Below are 16,487 nucleotides of genomic sequence, written 5' to 3'. Positions count from 1 at the left end.
CCCGCCCGCCACCGGTATGGCCGTTCGGTACCGTATCCGCGACCGGCGCCATATCGCCAGCTCACCGAACCGCGCAAGAGTGCCCAACCAGCCAAGAGCCGATATCCGGTTCGTATCCGGAAGCCGCATCCGGTTACGCTCATGGCATGCATGCCTGGCCCGCTTCTGAGGTCCCCGCCCTGCCCGGCAAGGGCCGCGACCTCCGGATCCACGACACGTCGACCAGGGGTCCGGTGACCCTCGACCCCGGTCCCGTCGCCCGTATCTACGTCTGCGGTATCACCCCGTACGACGCGACCCACATCGGTCACGCGGCGACCTACAACGCGTTCGACCTCGTTCAGCGCGTGTGGCTCGACACCAAGCGGCAGGTCCACTACGTCCAGAACGTCACGGACGTCGACGATCCCCTGCTCGACCGCGCGAAGCGGGACAACGAGGACTGGATGGCGCTCGCCGAGCGCGAGACCTCGCTGTTCCGGGAGGACATGACCGCGCTGCGGATGCTCCCCCCCAAGCACTACATCGGCGCCGTCGAGGCGATACCGGGGATCGTCCCGCTCGTGGAGCGGCTGCGCGACGCCGGTGCCGCGTACGAGCTGGACGGTGACGTCTACTTCTCCGTGGAGTCCGACCCGCATTTCGGGGAGGTCTCCCGCTACGACGCCGAGGTGATGCGGGCCCTGTCCGCAGAGCGCGGCGGCGACCCCGAGCGCCCCGGCAAGAAGAACCCTCTCGACCCCATGCTCTGGATGGCCGCCCGCGATGGCGAGCCGAGCTGGGACGGGGGCAGCCTCGGACAGGGACGTCCGGGCTGGCACATCGAGTGCGTCGCCATCGCCCTCGACCACCTGGGCATGGGCTTCGACGTCCAGGGCGGCGGCTCCGATCTGGCCTTCCCGCACCACGAGATGGGCGCCTCGCACGCCCAGGCCCTCACCGGCGAGCACCCGTTCGCCAAGGCGTACGTCCACGCCGGGATGGTGGCGCTGGACGGCGAGAAGATGTCGAAGTCCAAGGGCAATCTGGTGTTCGTCTCCACGCTGCGCCGTGACGGGACCGACCCGGCCGCGATCCGGCTGGCGCTGCTGTCCCACCACTACCGCGCCGACTGGGAGTGGACCGACCAGGTGCTCCAGGACGCTGAGGGCCGCCTGGCCCGCTGGCGCGCCGCCGTCTCGCGGCCCGACGGACCGTCGGCCGACGCCCTCGTCGAGGAGATCCGCGAGGCCCTCGCCAACGACCTGGACGCTCCTGCCGCACTGGCCGCCGTCGACCGCTGGGCCGCGCGGCAGCAGACCGACGGCGGCACGGAAGAGGGTGCCCCCGGCCTCGTGTCGCGCGCCGTGGACGCCCTGTTGGGTGTCGCTCTCTAGGCCCCGGACAGGACCTGCACGACACCGCAGGTGCACGCAGGACACGACAGCGGGGCGGTGCCGGTATGGCACCGCCCCGCTCAGTCCCTTCGCTGGGTCCCTTCGCTCAGTCCTCGGACGAGTCCCGTGAGTCCGGATCGTCCCCGGACTCCTGCTCCGGATCCGGCCGCTGCGGCCTGGGCGGGCGGGTCCGCCCGCTCGACGGATCGCGCAGATACGAGCCGCCGTCGCCGCCGTCCGTCGCGTGCCCGCCCGGCTGCCCCTGTCCGGAGGCCGGACCACCGTCCCGCCGCCGCAGATAGCGCTCGAACTCGCGCGCGATCGCCTCGCCGGAGGCCTCGGGAAGCTCGGCGGTGTCCCGCGCCTCCTCCAGCGTCTGGACGTATTCCGCCACTTCGCTGTCCTCGGAGGCGAGTTGGTCGACGCCGAGCTGCCAGGCCCGTGCGTCCTCCGGGAGTTCACCCAGCGGGATGCGGAGGCCGATGAGGTCTTCCAGCCGGTTCAGCAGGGCCAGCGTCGCCTTCGGGTTGGGCGGCTGGGAGACGTAGTGCGGAACAGCAGCCCACAGGGACACCGCCGGCACACCGGCATGGGTGCACGCCTCCTGGAGGATGCCGACGATGCCGGTCGGGCCCTCGTAGCGGGTCTCCTCCAGATCCATCGTTCTGGCCAGGTCGGGGTCCGATGTGACTCCGCTGACCGGCACCGGACGGGTGTGTGGAGTGTCGCCGAGCAGCGCGCCCAGGATCACGACCATCTCCACGCCCAGCTCATGGGCGAAGCCCAGCAGCTCGTTGCAGAACGAGCGCCAGCGCATGGATGGCTCGATCCCGCGCACCAGTACCAGGTCGCGGGGTTTCTCGCCGCCGACCCGGACCACGGAGAGCCGGGTGGTGGGCCAGACGATCTTCCGTACCCCGCCGTCCAGCCACACAGTCGGCCGGTTGACCTGGAAGTCGTAGTAGTCCTCGGCGTCAAGCGCCGCGAACACCTCGCCCTTCCACTCCCGGTCCAGATGCGCGACCGCGGTGGAGGCAGCGTCGCCGGCGTCGTTCCAGCCCTCGAACGCGGCCACCATGACCGGGTCGATCAGCTCGGGAACCCCCTCGAGCTCGATCACCCAGTGCCTCCTTCCGACGTTTCCTTGTGTACGGACCAACCTTACGGCTTCAGGGAAGCCCGCCCGAGCCCCTGTGCACGGCCGGGTGAACTTCGATCCCCAGTGCCCCGATGAGCAGTTGGGGCTGCGCGGCCGGTGGCGCACACAGGGGACGCACAGACGACGGGGGCGGCTCGCAGATCGAGCCGCCCCCGTCGCCGCATCGGCGCGGAACCTCTGGTTCAGGCCCTGCCCGGGCCCAGCTCAGGCCCTATCAGGGCGTGCGCTCCAGCAGGTCCTCGACCTTGGTGCGGATGTCGTCCGTGGCAAGTCCGCGGATCGTCAGGGTCGTACGCCGGCGCAGCACGTCGTCCGCGGTCTCGGCCCACTCATGATCGCGAGCGTAGACCACCTGAGCCCAGATCTCCGGGGCGTCGGGGTGGATCCGCTCGCCCAGCTCGGGGGACTGGCTCACCAGGCGCGCGATGTCGAACGACAGCGAACCGTAGTGCGTGGCCAGGTGCCGGGCGGTGTCGGCGGCCATACGGGGGCCGGGCGCAGGTCCGTCCACCAGCAGCCGGTGGGCCACCGCGCGGGGGTTGGCTATGCCCGGCAGCGGGAGCTTCTTCGGCAGCTGCGAGAGCGGCTCCATGTCGTCGGCCAACGGCCGGCCCGGCAGCGCGGCCAGCTTGGACATCACCGTGCGCCCGATGTGGCGGAATGTCGTCCACTTTCCGCCGGCCACCGACAGCATCCCGCCGCGACCCTCGGTGACCACCGTCTCGCGCTTGGCCTGAGAGGTGCCGCCGGGGCCACCGGGCAGCACCCGCAGCCCCGCGAACGAGTAGGTGATCAGATCGCGGGAGAGCTGCTGGTCGCGGATGGAGAAGGCCGCCTCGTCCAGGATCTGGGCGGTGTCCTTCTCGTTGACCGAGACATCCGCCGGGTCGCCCTCGTACTCCTCGTCGGTCGTACCCAGCAGGAGCATGTCCTCCCAGGGGAGGGCGAAAGTGATGCGGTACTTGTCGATCGGGGTCGCGAGAGCGGCCTTCCACGGGGCCGTCCGCTTGAGCACCAGGTGGGCGCCCTTGGAGAGACGGATGGAGGGCGCCGCCTTCGGGTCCTCCATCTTCCGCAGGTGGTCCACCCACGGTCCGGTCGCGTTGAGCACCAGCCGGGCGTCGACGCCGAACTCGGTACCGTCCGTGCGGTCCCTGAGCTCCGCACCCGTGACCCGGCCCTGGGTGAAGCGCAGGCCGGTGACCTCGGCGTGGTTGAGCACGACCGCTCCGGACTGGACGGCCGCGCGGACTGTCATCAGTGCCATACGCGAGTCGTTCATCTGGTCGTCGCCGTACACGGCCACGGCCCGCAGGTTCTCCGTGCGCAGCTCGGGCACATCGCGCTGCGCCTTGCCCGGGGAGATCACATGGCCCACGCCGTCACCGAACGCGGAGAGCGCCGAGTAGGCGAAGACTCCCGCGCCCAGCTTCGCGGCGCCGTGCGGTCCGCCCTTGTAGACCGGAAGGTAGAAGGTCAGGGGGTTCGACAGATGGGGGGCCACCTGCCGGGAGACCGCACGGCGCTCGAAGTGGTTCTCCGCGACCAGCTTGACCGCGCCGGTCTGGAGGTATCGCAGACCGCCGTGGAGCAGCTTGGAGGAGGCGGATGAGGTGGCGCCGGCGAAGTCGCCGGCGTCCACCAGGGCCACCCGCAGTCCGGCTTGCGCGGCATGCCAGGCAGTGGAGATGCCCAGGATGCCGCCGCCGATCACCAGGAGGTCGTACGTCGCCTTGGCAAGCTGCTCCCGGGTCTCGGCGCGGCTCGGCAACGAACCGGAGGCCGGGTGCGTCCCCGGGACGGGGACGCTCTGGAGGGTGGTCATCTTTGGTGCTCCTCGTCAGCTCTCGTCGTGCTCGATCCAGCCCAGGGTCCGCTGCACGGCCTTGAGCCAGTCCTTGTACTCCCCGTCACGCTTGGCAGGGTCCATGTGGGGGGTCCACTCGGCGGCCCGGCGCCAGTTGGCGCGCAGGGCGTCGGTGTCCGGCCAGAAGCCGACGGCCAGGCCGGCGGCGTAGGCCGCGCCGAGGCAGGTCGTCTCGGCGACCATCGGCCGCACCACCGGTGCGTCGAGGAAGTCGGCGAGCGTCTGCATCAGCAGGTTGTTGGAGGTCATTCCGCCGTCGACCTTGAGCGAGGTGAGCTCGACGCCGGAGTCCTTGGTCATGGCGTCGGTGATCTCGCGGGTCTGCCAGGCGGTGGCCTCGAGAACGGCGCGCGCGATGTGCGCCTTGGTGACATAGCGGGTCAGTCCGGCGATCACACCGCGGGCGTCGGAGCGCCAGTACGGGGCGAACAGGCCGGAGAAGGCGGGGACGAAGTAGGCGCCGCCGTTGTCCTCGACCGAGGACGCGAGGGTCTCGATCTCCGCCGCGGAGTTGATCAGGCCCATCTGGTCGCGCATCCACTGCACGAGGGAGCCGGTGACGGCGATGGAGCCCTCGAGCGAGTACACCGGGGGCTCGTCGCCGATCTTGTATCCGACGGTGGTGATCAGGCCCGAGTACGAGTTGATGATCTTGCTGCCGGTGTTCATCAGCAGGAAGGTGCCGGTGCCGTAGGTGGACTTCGCGTCACCTTCGGCGAAGCAGGTCTGGCCGAACAGCGCGGCCTGCTGGTCGCCGAGCGCCGACGCGACCGGGACGCCGTCCAGGACGCCGCCCTTGACGTGGCCGTACACCTCGGCGGACGAGCGGATCTCCGGCAGTACCTCCATGGGCACGTCCATGGACTGGGCGATCTTCTCGTCCCACTCCATGGTGTGGAGGTTCATCAGCATGGTGCGCGAGGCGTTGGTGACGTCGGTGACGTGGTGTCCGCCGTCGACACCGCCGGTCAGGTTCCAGATGACCCAGGAGTCCATGGTCCCGAAGAGGATCTCCCCGCGCTCGGCGCGCTCGCGCAGACCCGGGACGTTGTCCAGCAGCCAGCGGACCTTGGGGCCGGAGAAGTAGCTCGCCAGCGGAAGACCGGTCTCACGGCGGAATCGATCCTGCCCGACATTGCGGCCGAGCTCCCTGCAGAGCGTGTCGGTGCGGGTGTCCTGCCACACGAGGGCGTTGTGGACGGGCTCGCCCGTGTTCTTGTCCCACAGCAGCGTGGTCTCACGCTGGTTGGTGATGCCGATGGCCTTCACGTCGGCGGCGGAGATGCCGCCCTTCTCGATGGCGCCGGCCACGACCTCCTGGACGTTGGTCCAGATCTCGCTGGCGTTGTGCTCGACCCAGCCCGGCTTCGGGAAGATCTGCTCGTGCTCCTTCTGTTCGACCGAGACGATCCGGCCGTCCTTGTCGAAGACGATGCAGCGAGAGGAGGTGGTGCCCTGATCGATGGCCGCGATGAACGGGCCGGCGGTGTGTGCGTCGGTCACGGTGTACTCCCGGAAATCTGAGGAAAGGACGTACGGCTCACGCGAATGCGATGTTGTAGATACCCGCGGCGATGGCCGCACCGATCAGCGGACCGATGACGGGGATCCAGGCGTACCCCCAGTCGGAGCCACCCTTGTTCGGCAGCGGCAGCAGGGCGTGGACGATGCGGGGGCCGAGGTCACGCGCGGGGTTGATCGCGTAGCCCGTCGGTCCACCGAGAGACAGACCGATGCCGACGACCACCAGGGCGACCATCAGACCGCCGACCGGGCCGAGACCCTTGCCGCTGTCGTTGAGGCCCTGGGTGAGTACGGCGAGCACCAGAACGAAGGTGCCGATGATCTCGGTGGCGAGGTTCTGCCAGACGACACGGATCTCCGGGCCGGTGGAGAAGATGCCGAGCACCGGACCGGCCTTGGGGGCAGCCTTCTCGCTGACCAGACCTTCCTCGTGCGGCGGAGCGGAGATGATCTCCGGGTCCGTCAGATGGGCCTTGAACTGTCCGGCGTACGCGAGCCAGGCCACGAAGGCGCCGATCATGGCGCCGATCAGCTGGCCCAGCCAGTAGAGCCAGACCTGGCTCCAGTCGCCGCTGGTGATGGCGATGCCCAGGGTGACCGCAGGGTTGAGGTGGGCACCGGACAGCGGGGCGGAGATGTAGACAGCGGTCAGGACTGCGAAGCCCCACCCGAAGGTGATGGCCAGCCAGCCGGCGTTTTGCGCTTTGGAGCGCTTGAGCACGACGGCGGCGACAACGCCGGCGCCGAGCAGGATGAGCGTGGCGGTCCCTATGACCTCGCCGATGAAGATGTCGGAGCTGGACACCCGCGACTCCTTAGTACTTGCGTCCAGGGCAAGACGAACCAGCGGGTCCCCTCCGCGGTTCGCGCCCTCGAGGAATGAGAGCGGTACCGGCCTTGGCGTTGCCACACTCTAGCGTGCAATACCGGTAGGTGTTCGACAATGCCGACCGTTGAACGGCAGTTTTGCCCTGTGGTTAACACCACGTCAAGGGTTGTGTGGCTGAAAACCCGATCGTTATCGATGATGCGCCTGAACGATCAGAAGCGCCTGGTGTGGGGGGTTTGTGTGGGTTCACGTGGGCCCAGTCGCAGGCCTTTCGCGGCGGGATCCAGCCAGCGTTCCGCCCGGCGGGACGGCATGAACTCGGCGGCCGCTCCGCGTCACGGCGGGACGCGCCGACCGTCGCGCCGACGCTCTACGGGCCCCGGCGTACGTCCCGACCCGAGCGGCCCCGCCCGTTCAGAAGCGCCCCGCGCCCAGATCGCGGGAGACGGCGCGGGCGCAGTCCCGTACCGCCGCCACCAGCTCGGAGCGCAGCTCGCCGTCGTTGCACACCCGCTCCACCGCGCCCGTGATGGCCACCGCGCCGACCGGCATCCGGCGACGGTCGTGGATGGGTGCGGCCACCGCGGCCACGCCCTCCCAGGTCTCCTCGAGATCGGCCGCCCAGCCGCGCGCCCGGGTCAGATCCAGCAGCTCCTCGAACTCCGAGGGCTTGGTGACCGTACGGGGCGTGAACTGCTTGCGGTCGATCTCGAGCACCTCGCTGTGGGCCACGGGGTCGTAAGCGACCAGCACCTTTCCCAGTGCCGTGGAGTGCAGCGGCTGCATCGCGCCGACCTCCAGCACCTGACGGCTGTCGTCGGGGCGGAAGACGTGGTGGACGATCAGTACGCCGTGCTGGTGCAGCACCCCCAGATGGACACTCTCACCGCTGGAACGGGCCAGGTCGTCCGTCCAGACCAGGGCCCGCGCCCGCAGCTCGTGCACATCCAGATAGCTGTTGCCGAGCCGGAGCAGCTCCGCGCCCAGCTGATAGCGGCCCGACGCGTCGTCCTGCTCCACGAAGCCCTCCGCCTGGAGGGTGCGCAGGATGCCGTGCGCCGTGCCCTTGGCGAGGCCGAGGGACGAGGCGATGTCGGACAGCCCGAGTCGGCGCTCGCCGCCCGCGAGCAGTCGCAGCATGGCCGCCGCCCGTTCAAGCGACTGGATGTTCTTCGCCATCGCCCGGACCTTTCTCCCCGTGGGTTCGACAATGCTGAACACTATCGGCCGATGCCGAATAGGTGTTACCGCGAGGACAGTGTGTCAAGACCGCGCGGTTTCAGACATCATCGGGTCATCACCCGATTGCCGGTACGGCATGCCGTCCACCGGCTGGGACAGCGCCCCACAGATCGAGACTCCCGGCTAGGCTGGCCGGGTGCGGCGCCCCCGAGGGCCCGCAAAGCCGACAGCCGTCGCATCCCAGGGAGCAATCCATGGCCTCGTTGCCGACCCCTTCCGCCGACAGCACGACACCCGCGGCGACGTCCGCGGGGTCCGCAGTCCCCGCCGAGCCCGCCGTCCCAGTCGAGCACAGGGCCCGGGCCGACGCCCTCCGCGAGGCGCTCGCCACCCGTGTGGTGGTGGCCGACGGAGCCATGGGCACGATGCTCCAGGCGCAGGACCCCACACTGGACGACTTCCAGAACCTCGAGGGCTGCAACGAGATCCTGAACGTCACCCGCCCGGACATCGTCCGCTCGGTGCACTCCGAGTACTTCGACGTCGGCGTCGACTGCGTCGAGACCAACACCTTCGGCGCCAACTTCGCCGCGCTGGCGGAGTACGAGATCGCCGAGCGGGTGTACGAGCTGTCGGAGGCCGGTGCCCGGATCGCCCGCGAGGTCGCCGACGAGTACACGGCCGCCACCGGACAGCAGCGCTGGGTGCTCGGCTCCATGGGCCCCGGCACCAAACTGCCCACCCTCGGCCACGCCCCGTACCTCACACTGCGCGACGCCTTCCAGCAGAACGCCGAGGGGATGATCGCCGGCGGCGCCGACGCGCTGCTCGTGGAGACCACGCAGGACCTGCTCCAGACCAAGGCCGCGATCATCGGCGCCCGCCGCGCCATGGAGGCCACCGGCCTCAGCCTGCCGCTGATCTGCTCGGTCACCGTCGAGACCACCGGCACCATGCTGCTCGGCTCCGAGATCGGCGCGGCCCTCACGGCGCTGGAGCCCCTCGGCATCGACATGATCGGGCTGAACTGCGCCACCGGGCCCGCCGAGATGAGCGAGCACCTGCGCTATCTCGCCCGGCACTCGCGGATTCCCCTGTCCTGTATGCCGAACGCCGGCCTGCCGGTGCTCGGCAAGAACGGAGCCCACTACCCGCTGACCGCCTCCGAGCTCGCCGACGCCCAGGAGACCTTCGTCAGCGAGTACGGCCTCTCCCTGGTCGGCGGCTGCTGCGGCACCACCCCCGAACATCTGCGGCAGGTCGTGGAGCGCGTACGCGACCTGGCGCCCGCTGAGCGCCGGCCGCGCCCGGAGCCCGGTGCCGCCTCCCTCTACCAGACCGTGCCGTTCCGCCAGGACACCTCGTACCTCGCCATCGGGGAGCGGACCAACGCCAACGGGTCCAGGAAGTTCCGCGAGGCCATGCTGGAGGGCCGCTGGGACGACTGCGTGGAGATGGCCCGTGATCAGATCCGCGAAGGCGCCCACATGCTCGACCTGTGCGTCGACTACGTGGGCCGCGACGGTGTCGCCGACATGGAGGAGCTGGCCGGGCGCTTCGCCACCGCCTCCACCCTGCCCATCGTGCTCGACTCCACCGAGGTCGAGGTCATCCGGGCCGGGCTCGAGAAGCTCGGCGGCCGGGCGGTCATCAACTCCGTCAACTACGAGGACGGCGACGGACCGGACTCCCGCTTCGCCAAGGTCACCCGTCTCGCCCAGGAGCACGGAGCGGCCCTGATCGCGCTCACCATCGACGAGGAGGGCCAGGCCCGTACCCCGGAGAAGAAGGTGGAGATCGCCGAGCGGCTCATCACGGACCTCACCGCGAACTGGGGCATCCACGAGTCCGACATCCTCATCGACACGCTGACCTTCACCATCTGCACCGGCCAGGAGGAGTCCCGCAAGGACGGCATCGCCACCATCGAGGCCATCCGCGAGCTCAAGCGCCGCCACCCGGACGTCCAGACCACCCTCGGCCTGTCCAACATCTCCTTCGGCCTCAACCCGGCCGCCCGTATCCTGCTGAACTCGGTCTTCCTCGACGAGTGCACCAAGGCGGGCCTGGACTCCGCGATCGTGCACGCGTCCAAGATCCTGCCCATCGCGCGCTTCGACGAGGAGCAGGTCGGCACCGCACTGGATCTGATCTACGACCGGCGCGGCGAAGGCTACGATCCGCTCCAGAAGCTGATGGCGCTGTTCGAGGGGGCCACCGCCAAGTCCCTGAAGGCGGGCAAGGCCGAGGAACTGGCGGCGCTGCCGCTCGAGGAGCGCCTCAAGCGGCGCATCATCGACGGCGAGCGCAACGGCCTGGAGGCCGACCTGGACGAGGCCCTTCAGCAGCGCCCGGCCCTCGAGATCGTCAACGACATCCTGCTCGACGGAATGAAGGTGGTCGGCGAACTCTTCGGTTCCGGCCAGATGCAGCTCCCCTTCGTGCTCCAGTCCGCCGAGGTCATGAAGTCCGCGGTGGCCTATCTGGAACCGCACATGGAGAAGACCGAAGGCGATGAGGTGGGCAAGGGCACCATCGTGCTCGCCACCGTCCGCGGCGACGTCCACGACATCGGCAAGAACCTCGTGGACATCATCCTCTCCAACAACGGCTACAACGTCGTCAACCTGGGCATCAAGCAGCCCGTCTCCGCGATCCTGGAAGCCGCTGAGGAGCACAAGGCCGATGTGATCGGCATGTCGGGGCTCCTGGTGAAGTCCACCGTGATCATGAAGGAGAACCTGGAGGAGCTCAACCAGCGCAAGCTGGCCGCCGACTATCCGGTGATCCTCGGCGGCGCGGCCCTCACCCGCGCCTACGTCGAGCAGGACCTCCACGAGATCTACGAGGGCGAGGTCCGCTACGCCCGTGACGCCTTCGAGGGGCTGCGCCTGATGGACGCCCTGATCGCGGTCAAGCGCGGCGTCCCCGGCGCAAGCCTCCCCGAGCTCAAGCAGCGCAGGGTACGGGCGACCGCGGCGGTGGCCGAGGAGCCCGCCGAGAGTCCCGAGGGTTCCGCCCGCTCCGACGTGGCGACCGACAACCGTCTCCCCGAGCCGCCGTTCTGGGGCACCCGGGTGATCAAGGGCATCCAGCTCAAGGAGTACGCCTCCTGGCTCGACGAGGGCGCGCTGTTCAAGGGCCAGTGGGGGCTCAAGCAGGCCCGCCACGGCGACGGCCCGTCGTACGAGGAGCTGGTGGAGACGGAGGGCCGCCCCCGGCTGCGAGGCTTGCTGGACCAGCTGCACACCCAGAACATGCTGGAGGCGGCCGTGGTCTACGGCTACTTCCCGTGTGTGTCGAAGGGCGACGATCTGATCATCCTCGGCGAGGACGGCTCCGAGCGCACCCGCTTCACCTTCCCGCGCCAGCGGCGCGGGCGGCGGCTGTGCCTGGCCGACTTCTTCCGCCCCGAGGAGTCGGGCGAGACCGATGTGGTCGGCTTCCAGGTGGTCACCGTCGGATCCAGGATCGGTGAGGCGACGGCGCAGCTCTTCGCCTCCGACTCCTACCGCGACTACCTGGAACTGCACGGGCTCTCCGTGCAGTTGGCCGAAGCGCTGGCGGAGTACTGGCACGCCCGGGTGCGCGCCGAGCTCGGCTTCGGTGGCGAGGACCCGGCGGACATCGAGGACATGTTCGCGCTCAAGTACCGGGGAGCGCGCTTCTCCCTCGGTTACGGCGCGTGCCCCGACCTCGAGGACCGGGCGAAGATCGCCGATCTCCTCCAGCCCGAGCGGATCGGCGTGCAGCTCTCCGAGGAGTTCCAGCTGCATCCCGAGCAGTCCACGGACGCCATCGTGATCCACCACCCCGAGGCGAAGTACTTCAACGCGCGCTAGGGCCACGTCCGGGCCGCCCGCTCAGCGCCACCTGGAAGCCGGTGGGCGGCCCGCGGCGCCCGGTTACTCCTGGTGACGGCGTTCCCGGGGTGTTCCGGGTCGCCCGGACGCCCCGGAGTTTCGATGGCGCACTGCGGACGCTCGCGACGTACACTTATCGGTCCAGTGCAGGCCGGTCGCCCTCCCTCACCGGGAGGCGGCCGGCCTTCTCGTCCCTCTCGGAGGTGTGCCGATGACCAGTACGGTCCCCGCGTCCTCGACGCACACGCGTGCGGGCTCCGCCCTGCAAGCGGTCTTCCTCGACATGGACGGCACCCTGGTGGACACGGAGGGCTTCTGGTGGGACGCCGAGGTGGAGGTGTTCGCCGACCTCGGGCATGAGCTGGACGCGGCCTGGCGGGACGTGGTGGTGGGCGGCCCGATGACCCGCAGCGCGGGCTATCTCATCGAGGCGACCGGAGCGGACATCACCCTCGCGGAGCTCACCGTGCTGCTGAACGAAACCTTCGAGCGGCGCATCTCCAGCGGCGTACCGCTGATGCCGGGCGCCGAGCGGCTGCTCACCGAGCTCGCCGCGCACAATGTGCCCACGGCGCTGGTGTCCGCGTCGCACCGGCGCATCATCGACCGGGTGCTGGCCTCCCTGGGCGCCGACCGCTTCGCGCTCACCGTCGCAGGCGACGAGGTCGCCCGGACCAAGCCGCACCCCGACCCGTACCTCCTCGCGGCCCAGGGCCTGGGTGCCGACCCCGCCCGCTGTGCCGTCATCGAGGACACCGCGACGGGGGTCGCGGCGGCCGAGGCGGCCGGCTGCCGCGTGGTCGCGGTTCCGTCCGTCGCGCCCATCGCCCCCGCCGACGGCCGGGTGGTGGTGACCTCACTCGAAGAGGTCGACCTGCCCTTCCTGCGCACCCTGATCACCCGGATGAACTGAGGCGCACACCGACGGTGGCCCGCAAATCATCCGGGAACTCTGGGCATCCGGACGTGTCTCTTCCGTAATCACGACAGAACGTGAGGTTCCTCACTCCAAGTGACCTCATCGGGGACTGGTCATACGGGCAGGTCCTGCCCCAAGCTCATTCACAAGCGCCTTTGTGTCCCGGTTCCCTGCTCGACGTCCGGATTGCCCACCCGCATGACTATCGATACGCCACCATGCCTGCTCACCCGGTGGCAGCGGCCCAACTCGGGTCCGGTCCGGTGTTCGTGGCCTAGCCCACTAATCTCGACGCGAGCACTTTGCCGCAAACCCCCTGTGTCACGGGCCACACTCATTGCCCCACGTCACAGGTTCGATCGCGCTGTGTCCCGACCCGATCGCCCAGCCCCGACCGGGCACCCCGCGGCGAAGTATCCATACGCCGCTGTATCCCAGTGTGGGATGAGGAAGAGAACATCCAGGATGAACCGCAAGACACTGGTGCTGCCGCTCATAGCCGGCCTGCTCGCCCCCGTACTCGCCGCCTGTGGGGCGACCGTCGGCGGAGTGGACAAGGGCGGCGCCATTGTCGTGGGAACCACGGACCAGTTCGTCGCCAACAGTGACACTCCGGCGCCCTTCGACCCTGCCTACGCCTACGACACCGGTGCCTGGAACGTACTCCGCCAGACCTTGCAGACGCTGATGCACGTGCCGCGCGGCGGCGGTGACCCGGTACCGGAGGCGGCCTCCCGCTGCGCCTTCACGGACAACGCGAGCGAGAGCTACCGGTGCACCCTCCGTGACGGTCTCCAGTTCTCCGATGGCAAGCCCGTCACCGCGGAGGACGTGAAGTTCTCCATCGAGCGCGTCCTCGAGATCAGGTCCGACAACGGCGCTGCCGGTCTGCTCGCCAACATCGACACCATCGAGGTCAAGGGCGACAAGGAGCTCGTCTTCCACCTGAGCACCCCCGACGCCACCTTCCCCTACAAGCTCTCGACGCCCGTCGCCGGCATCGTCAGCCGGGATGCGTACGACGGCAAGAAGCTGCGGGAAGGCTTCGACGTCAGCGGCTCGGGCCCGTACACCCTCGAGACCGAGCGGGACGGCGACAAGCTCGTCAGCGCCGTCTTCACCAAGAACCCTCACTACAAGGGGGATCTGAAGATCCGCAGCGGCAAGGTCGAGCTGCGCCCCTTCGCCGATGCCCACGGCATGGGCAGTGCCCTGGATTCCGGAGACATCGACGTGATGGCCCGGGCCATGGCCCCGGACCAGATCGCCGAGCTCTCCGAGAACCCTCGCAAGGACATCGCGCTCACCGAGATGCCCGGCCTGGAGATCCGCTACCTCGGCTTCAACACCAAGGACCCGTCCGTGAAGGACAAGGCGGTCCGCCAGGCCATGGCCTCCGTCATCGACCGTGGAAGCATCGCGGACAAGGTGTACGGCGCGACCGCGGAGCCGCTCTACTCGCTGATTCCGTCGTCCATCGCCGGCCACACCAACTCGTTCTTCAACCGGTACGGCGAGCCGAGCCGGGAGAAGGCCGCCGCCATCCTCGGCGGGGCCGGGATCGACACCCCCGTCAAGCTCACCCTCAACTACACCACCGACCACTACGGTCCCGGAACGGCCGCCGAGTTCGCGGCGCTGCGCGACCAGCTCAACGCCACCAAGCTCTTCAGCGTGACGATCAAGGGCGCCGAGTGGTCCAAGTTCCGCCCCGCCCAGAAGCGCGGCGACTATGCGGTCTACGGGCTCGGCTGGTTCCCGGACTTCCCGGACCCGGACAACTTCATCGCTCCGTTCCTGGACAAGGACAACTTCCTCAACAGCCCCTACGTGAGCACCGCCGCCCGCGACCAGCTCATCCCGGCCTCGCGCCGCGAGGCCGACAGGGAGGCCGCGTCCGCGTCCTTCACCAAGCTGCAGGACATCGTGGCCGCCGATGTGCCCGTGCTGCCGCTGTGGCAGGGCAAGCAGTACGTCGCCGCCCGGTCGGAGGTCACCGGCGTCGAATGGGCGCTGAACTCGTCGTCAGACCTCCAGCTGTGGGAGCTCGCGCAGGGCTCCGACTGAACTTCAGCACCAGGCCGCGAACGTCGCGGTCGGCATCCGAGAGCAAGAGGCAAGGTTCTGTGAAGGCACGACTCATCAAGAGGACGGCCCCGCTCGCCGCGGGGCTCTCCCTCGTCCTGCTGGCCGGCTGCGGCGGGGAACAGGGCGACGGCGCGTCCGAGGGAAGCCGGGTGGTCGTCGGTATGTCCGACGAGGTCCTGGCCACCGACCCGGCCGACGGCTACGACCCCGGCTCGTGGCTGCTGTTCAACAACGTCTTCCAGTCCCTGCTGAGCTTCCCCAAGGGCGGCACCACCCCCGAGCCCGACGCGGCCGAGGACTGCGGCTTCTCGGGCGGCGCGAGCACCGTCTACCGATGCACCCTGCGCGAAGACCTCAAGTTCAGCAATGGCAATGCGCTGACCTCAGAGGACGTCAAGTTCTCCTTCGAGCGTGCGATCAAGATAGCCAGTGACTCCGGCCCCGGCCCGCTGCTCGCCACCATCGGCAGCATCGAGACCCCCGACGCGCGGACGGTCGTCTTCCGGCTCAAGAGCCCGGACGCCACCTTCCCGAGCAAGATCGCCTCCGGTGCGGGCTCAATCGTCGACCACCGCGAGTACGACGGCGGCGGCCTGCGTGCCGACGGCAAGGCGATCGGCTCCGGCCCGTACAAGCTGGACTCCTTCAACGACGACGAAGCGGTCTTCTCGGTCAACCCGGACTACAAGGGCAACGCGACCGTGCGCAACGGCGGCGTGACCCTCAAGCTCTTCCACGGCGACCAGGACAAGCTCGCGGCCACGCTCAAGAAGGGCGAGGTCGATGTGGCGTACCGAGGCCTCACCGCCAAGGACGTCGCCGGGCTCCAGGGCGACGCGTCCGCCGGCGACCAGCAGATCTCGGTCATCGAAGGCGACAGCGCCGAGGTCCAGCACCTCGTCTTCAACATGAAGCACCCGGTCGCGGGCAAGCTCGCCGTGCGCCGGGCCTTCGCCTACCTGGTGGACCGTGACGCGCTCGTACGGGACACCTACGACGCCACCGCCGAACCGCTGTACTCGATCGTCCCGGCCGGTATCTCCGGACACAACACCGCGTTCTTCGAGCGCTACGGCGACCGCCCGCAGCCCGACAAGGCCCGTCAGGCGCTGCGGTCCGCCGGTGTCACCGGCAAGGTCCAGCTGACCCTGTGGTCCACGTCCAGCCGTTACGGCCCGGCCACCGACCAGGAGCTCCAGGCCATCGCCAAGCAGCTCAACGACAGCGGCCTGTTCAAGGCGGACGTCAAGTCCGTCGAGATCGACCAGTACGAGAAGGACATCAAGGCCGGCAAGTACGGCGTGTATGTGAAGGGCTGGGTCCCCGACTACCCGGACCCGGACAACTTCACCCAGCCGTTCTTCGGCCCGGACAACGTCCTCGACAACAACTACGAGAACAAGCAGATCTCCGGCAAGATCATTCCGGAGACCTCGGCCATGGCGGACCGCGCCGCGACCGAGAGCAAGTTCGCCGAGCTTCAGAACCTGGTCGCCGAGGACGTCCCGGTGCTGCCGCTGTGGCAGGGCAAGCAGTATGCGGTCGCCCACGGCAACATCACCGGCCTGGAGTGGACGCTCGACGCCTCCACGGTCTTCCGTTTCTGGGAGATCCACAAGGGCTGACGGGCAGAGCAGGCACCCACTGGGGAGGGGCTCGGACCGCGCGGGATGCGCGGTC

At 69.1% G+C, this 16,487-nt stretch carries 10 protein-coding genes; 5 read left to right on the top strand and 5 right to left on the bottom strand.

Features of this window, described 5'->3' with window-relative positions; translation table 11 throughout:
- Positions 1-146: 146 nt before the first annotated feature.
- Positions 147-1,376, top strand: a complete 1,230-nt coding sequence (gene mshC, locus ACFV6V_RS14555) for a cysteine--1-D-myo-inosityl 2-amino-2-deoxy-alpha-D-glucopyranoside ligase (RefSeq protein WP_385564055.1) — start codon at positions 147-149, stop codon at positions 1,374-1,376.
- Positions 1,377-1,482: 106 nt separating this feature from the next.
- Here the strand turns inward: mshC and ACFV6V_RS14550 are convergent, their stop codons facing one another.
- From ACFV6V_RS14550 to ACFV6V_RS14530, 5 genes are all read right to left on the bottom strand, one after another.
- Positions 1,483-2,496: a PAC2 family protein gene (locus ACFV6V_RS14550; protein ID WP_361286820.1), complete on the bottom strand. Its 1,014-nt coding sequence runs from the start codon at positions 2,494-2,496 to the stop codon at positions 1,483-1,485.
- Positions 2,497-2,749: 253 nt separating this feature from the next.
- The gene (locus ACFV6V_RS14545) at positions 2,750-4,360 is read right to left on the bottom strand and encodes an FAD-dependent oxidoreductase (RefSeq protein ID WP_385564051.1); all 1,611 of its coding nucleotides are present in this window, start codon (positions 4,358-4,360) and stop codon (positions 2,750-2,752) included.
- Positions 4,361-4,375: 15 nt separating this feature from the next.
- Complete coding sequence (gene glpK / locus ACFV6V_RS14540; RefSeq protein WP_385564048.1) at positions 4,376-5,905, bottom strand: glycerol kinase GlpK; 1,530 nt, start codon at positions 5,903-5,905, stop codon at positions 4,376-4,378.
- A 37-nt stretch (positions 5,906-5,942) separates the two neighbouring features.
- Entirely contained in the window at positions 5,943-6,731 is a 789-nt protein-coding gene (locus ACFV6V_RS14535) for an MIP/aquaporin family protein (protein ID WP_385564045.1), read from the bottom strand.
- A gap of 438 nt (positions 6,732-7,169) precedes the next feature.
- On the bottom strand, positions 7,170-7,934 hold the full coding sequence (locus ACFV6V_RS14530; protein WP_385564042.1) for an IclR family transcriptional regulator: 765 nt from the start codon (positions 7,932-7,934) through the stop codon (positions 7,170-7,172).
- A 257-nt stretch (positions 7,935-8,191) separates the two neighbouring features.
- Between ACFV6V_RS14530 and metH the strand changes: the two genes are divergently transcribed.
- The 4 genes from metH to ACFV6V_RS14510 all read left to right on the top strand — a co-directional run bounded on the left by metH (position 8,192) and on the right by ACFV6V_RS14510 (position 16,432).
- Positions 8,192-11,779: a methionine synthase gene (gene metH / locus ACFV6V_RS14525; RefSeq protein WP_385564039.1), complete on the top strand. Its 3,588-nt coding sequence runs from the start codon at positions 8,192-8,194 to the stop codon at positions 11,777-11,779.
- Between the two features lie 232 nt (positions 11,780-12,011).
- A complete protein-coding gene (locus ACFV6V_RS14520) occupies positions 12,012-12,713 on the top strand; it encodes an HAD family hydrolase (RefSeq protein WP_385564036.1) in 702 nt (233 codons plus the stop codon).
- Between the two features lie 471 nt (positions 12,714-13,184).
- Positions 13,185-14,786: an ABC transporter substrate-binding protein gene (locus tag ACFV6V_RS14515; RefSeq protein WP_385564033.1), complete on the top strand. Its 1,602-nt coding sequence runs from the start codon at positions 13,185-13,187 to the stop codon at positions 14,784-14,786.
- Between the two features lie 59 nt (positions 14,787-14,845).
- On the top strand, positions 14,846-16,432 hold the full coding sequence (locus tag ACFV6V_RS14510; protein ID WP_385564030.1) for an ABC transporter substrate-binding protein: 1,587 nt from the start codon (positions 14,846-14,848) through the stop codon (positions 16,430-16,432).
- Positions 16,433-16,487 lie beyond the last annotated feature (55 nt).

This window comes from Streptomyces sp. NPDC059828, assembly GCF_042731955.1.
Taxonomy (GTDB): domain Bacteria; phylum Actinomycetota; class Actinomycetes; order Streptomycetales; family Streptomycetaceae; genus Streptomyces.
This window is presented reverse-complemented; position numbering and strand designations above follow the sequence as displayed.

Excerpts from the sequence above, each read along its gene's own strand:
- mshC (WP_385564055.1), top strand. The coding sequence starts at position 147 with ATGCATGCCTGGCCCGCTTCTGAGGTCCCCGCCCTGCCCGGCAAGGGC.
- ACFV6V_RS14545 (WP_385564051.1), bottom strand. The coding sequence starts at position 4,360 with ATGACCACCCTCCAGAGCGTCCCCGTCCCGGGGACGCACCCGGCCTCC.
- ACFV6V_RS14530 (WP_385564042.1), bottom strand. The coding sequence starts at position 7,934 with ATGGCGAAGAACATCCAGTCGCTTGAACGGGCGGCGGCCATGCTGCGA.
- metH (WP_385564039.1), top strand. The coding sequence starts at position 8,192 with ATGGCCTCGTTGCCGACCCCTTCCGCCGACAGCACGACACCCGCGGCG.
- ACFV6V_RS14520 (WP_385564036.1), top strand. The coding sequence starts at position 12,012 with ATGACCAGTACGGTCCCCGCGTCCTCGACGCACACGCGTGCGGGCTCC.
- ACFV6V_RS14515 (WP_385564033.1), top strand. The coding sequence starts at position 13,185 with ATGAACCGCAAGACACTGGTGCTGCCGCTCATAGCCGGCCTGCTCGCC.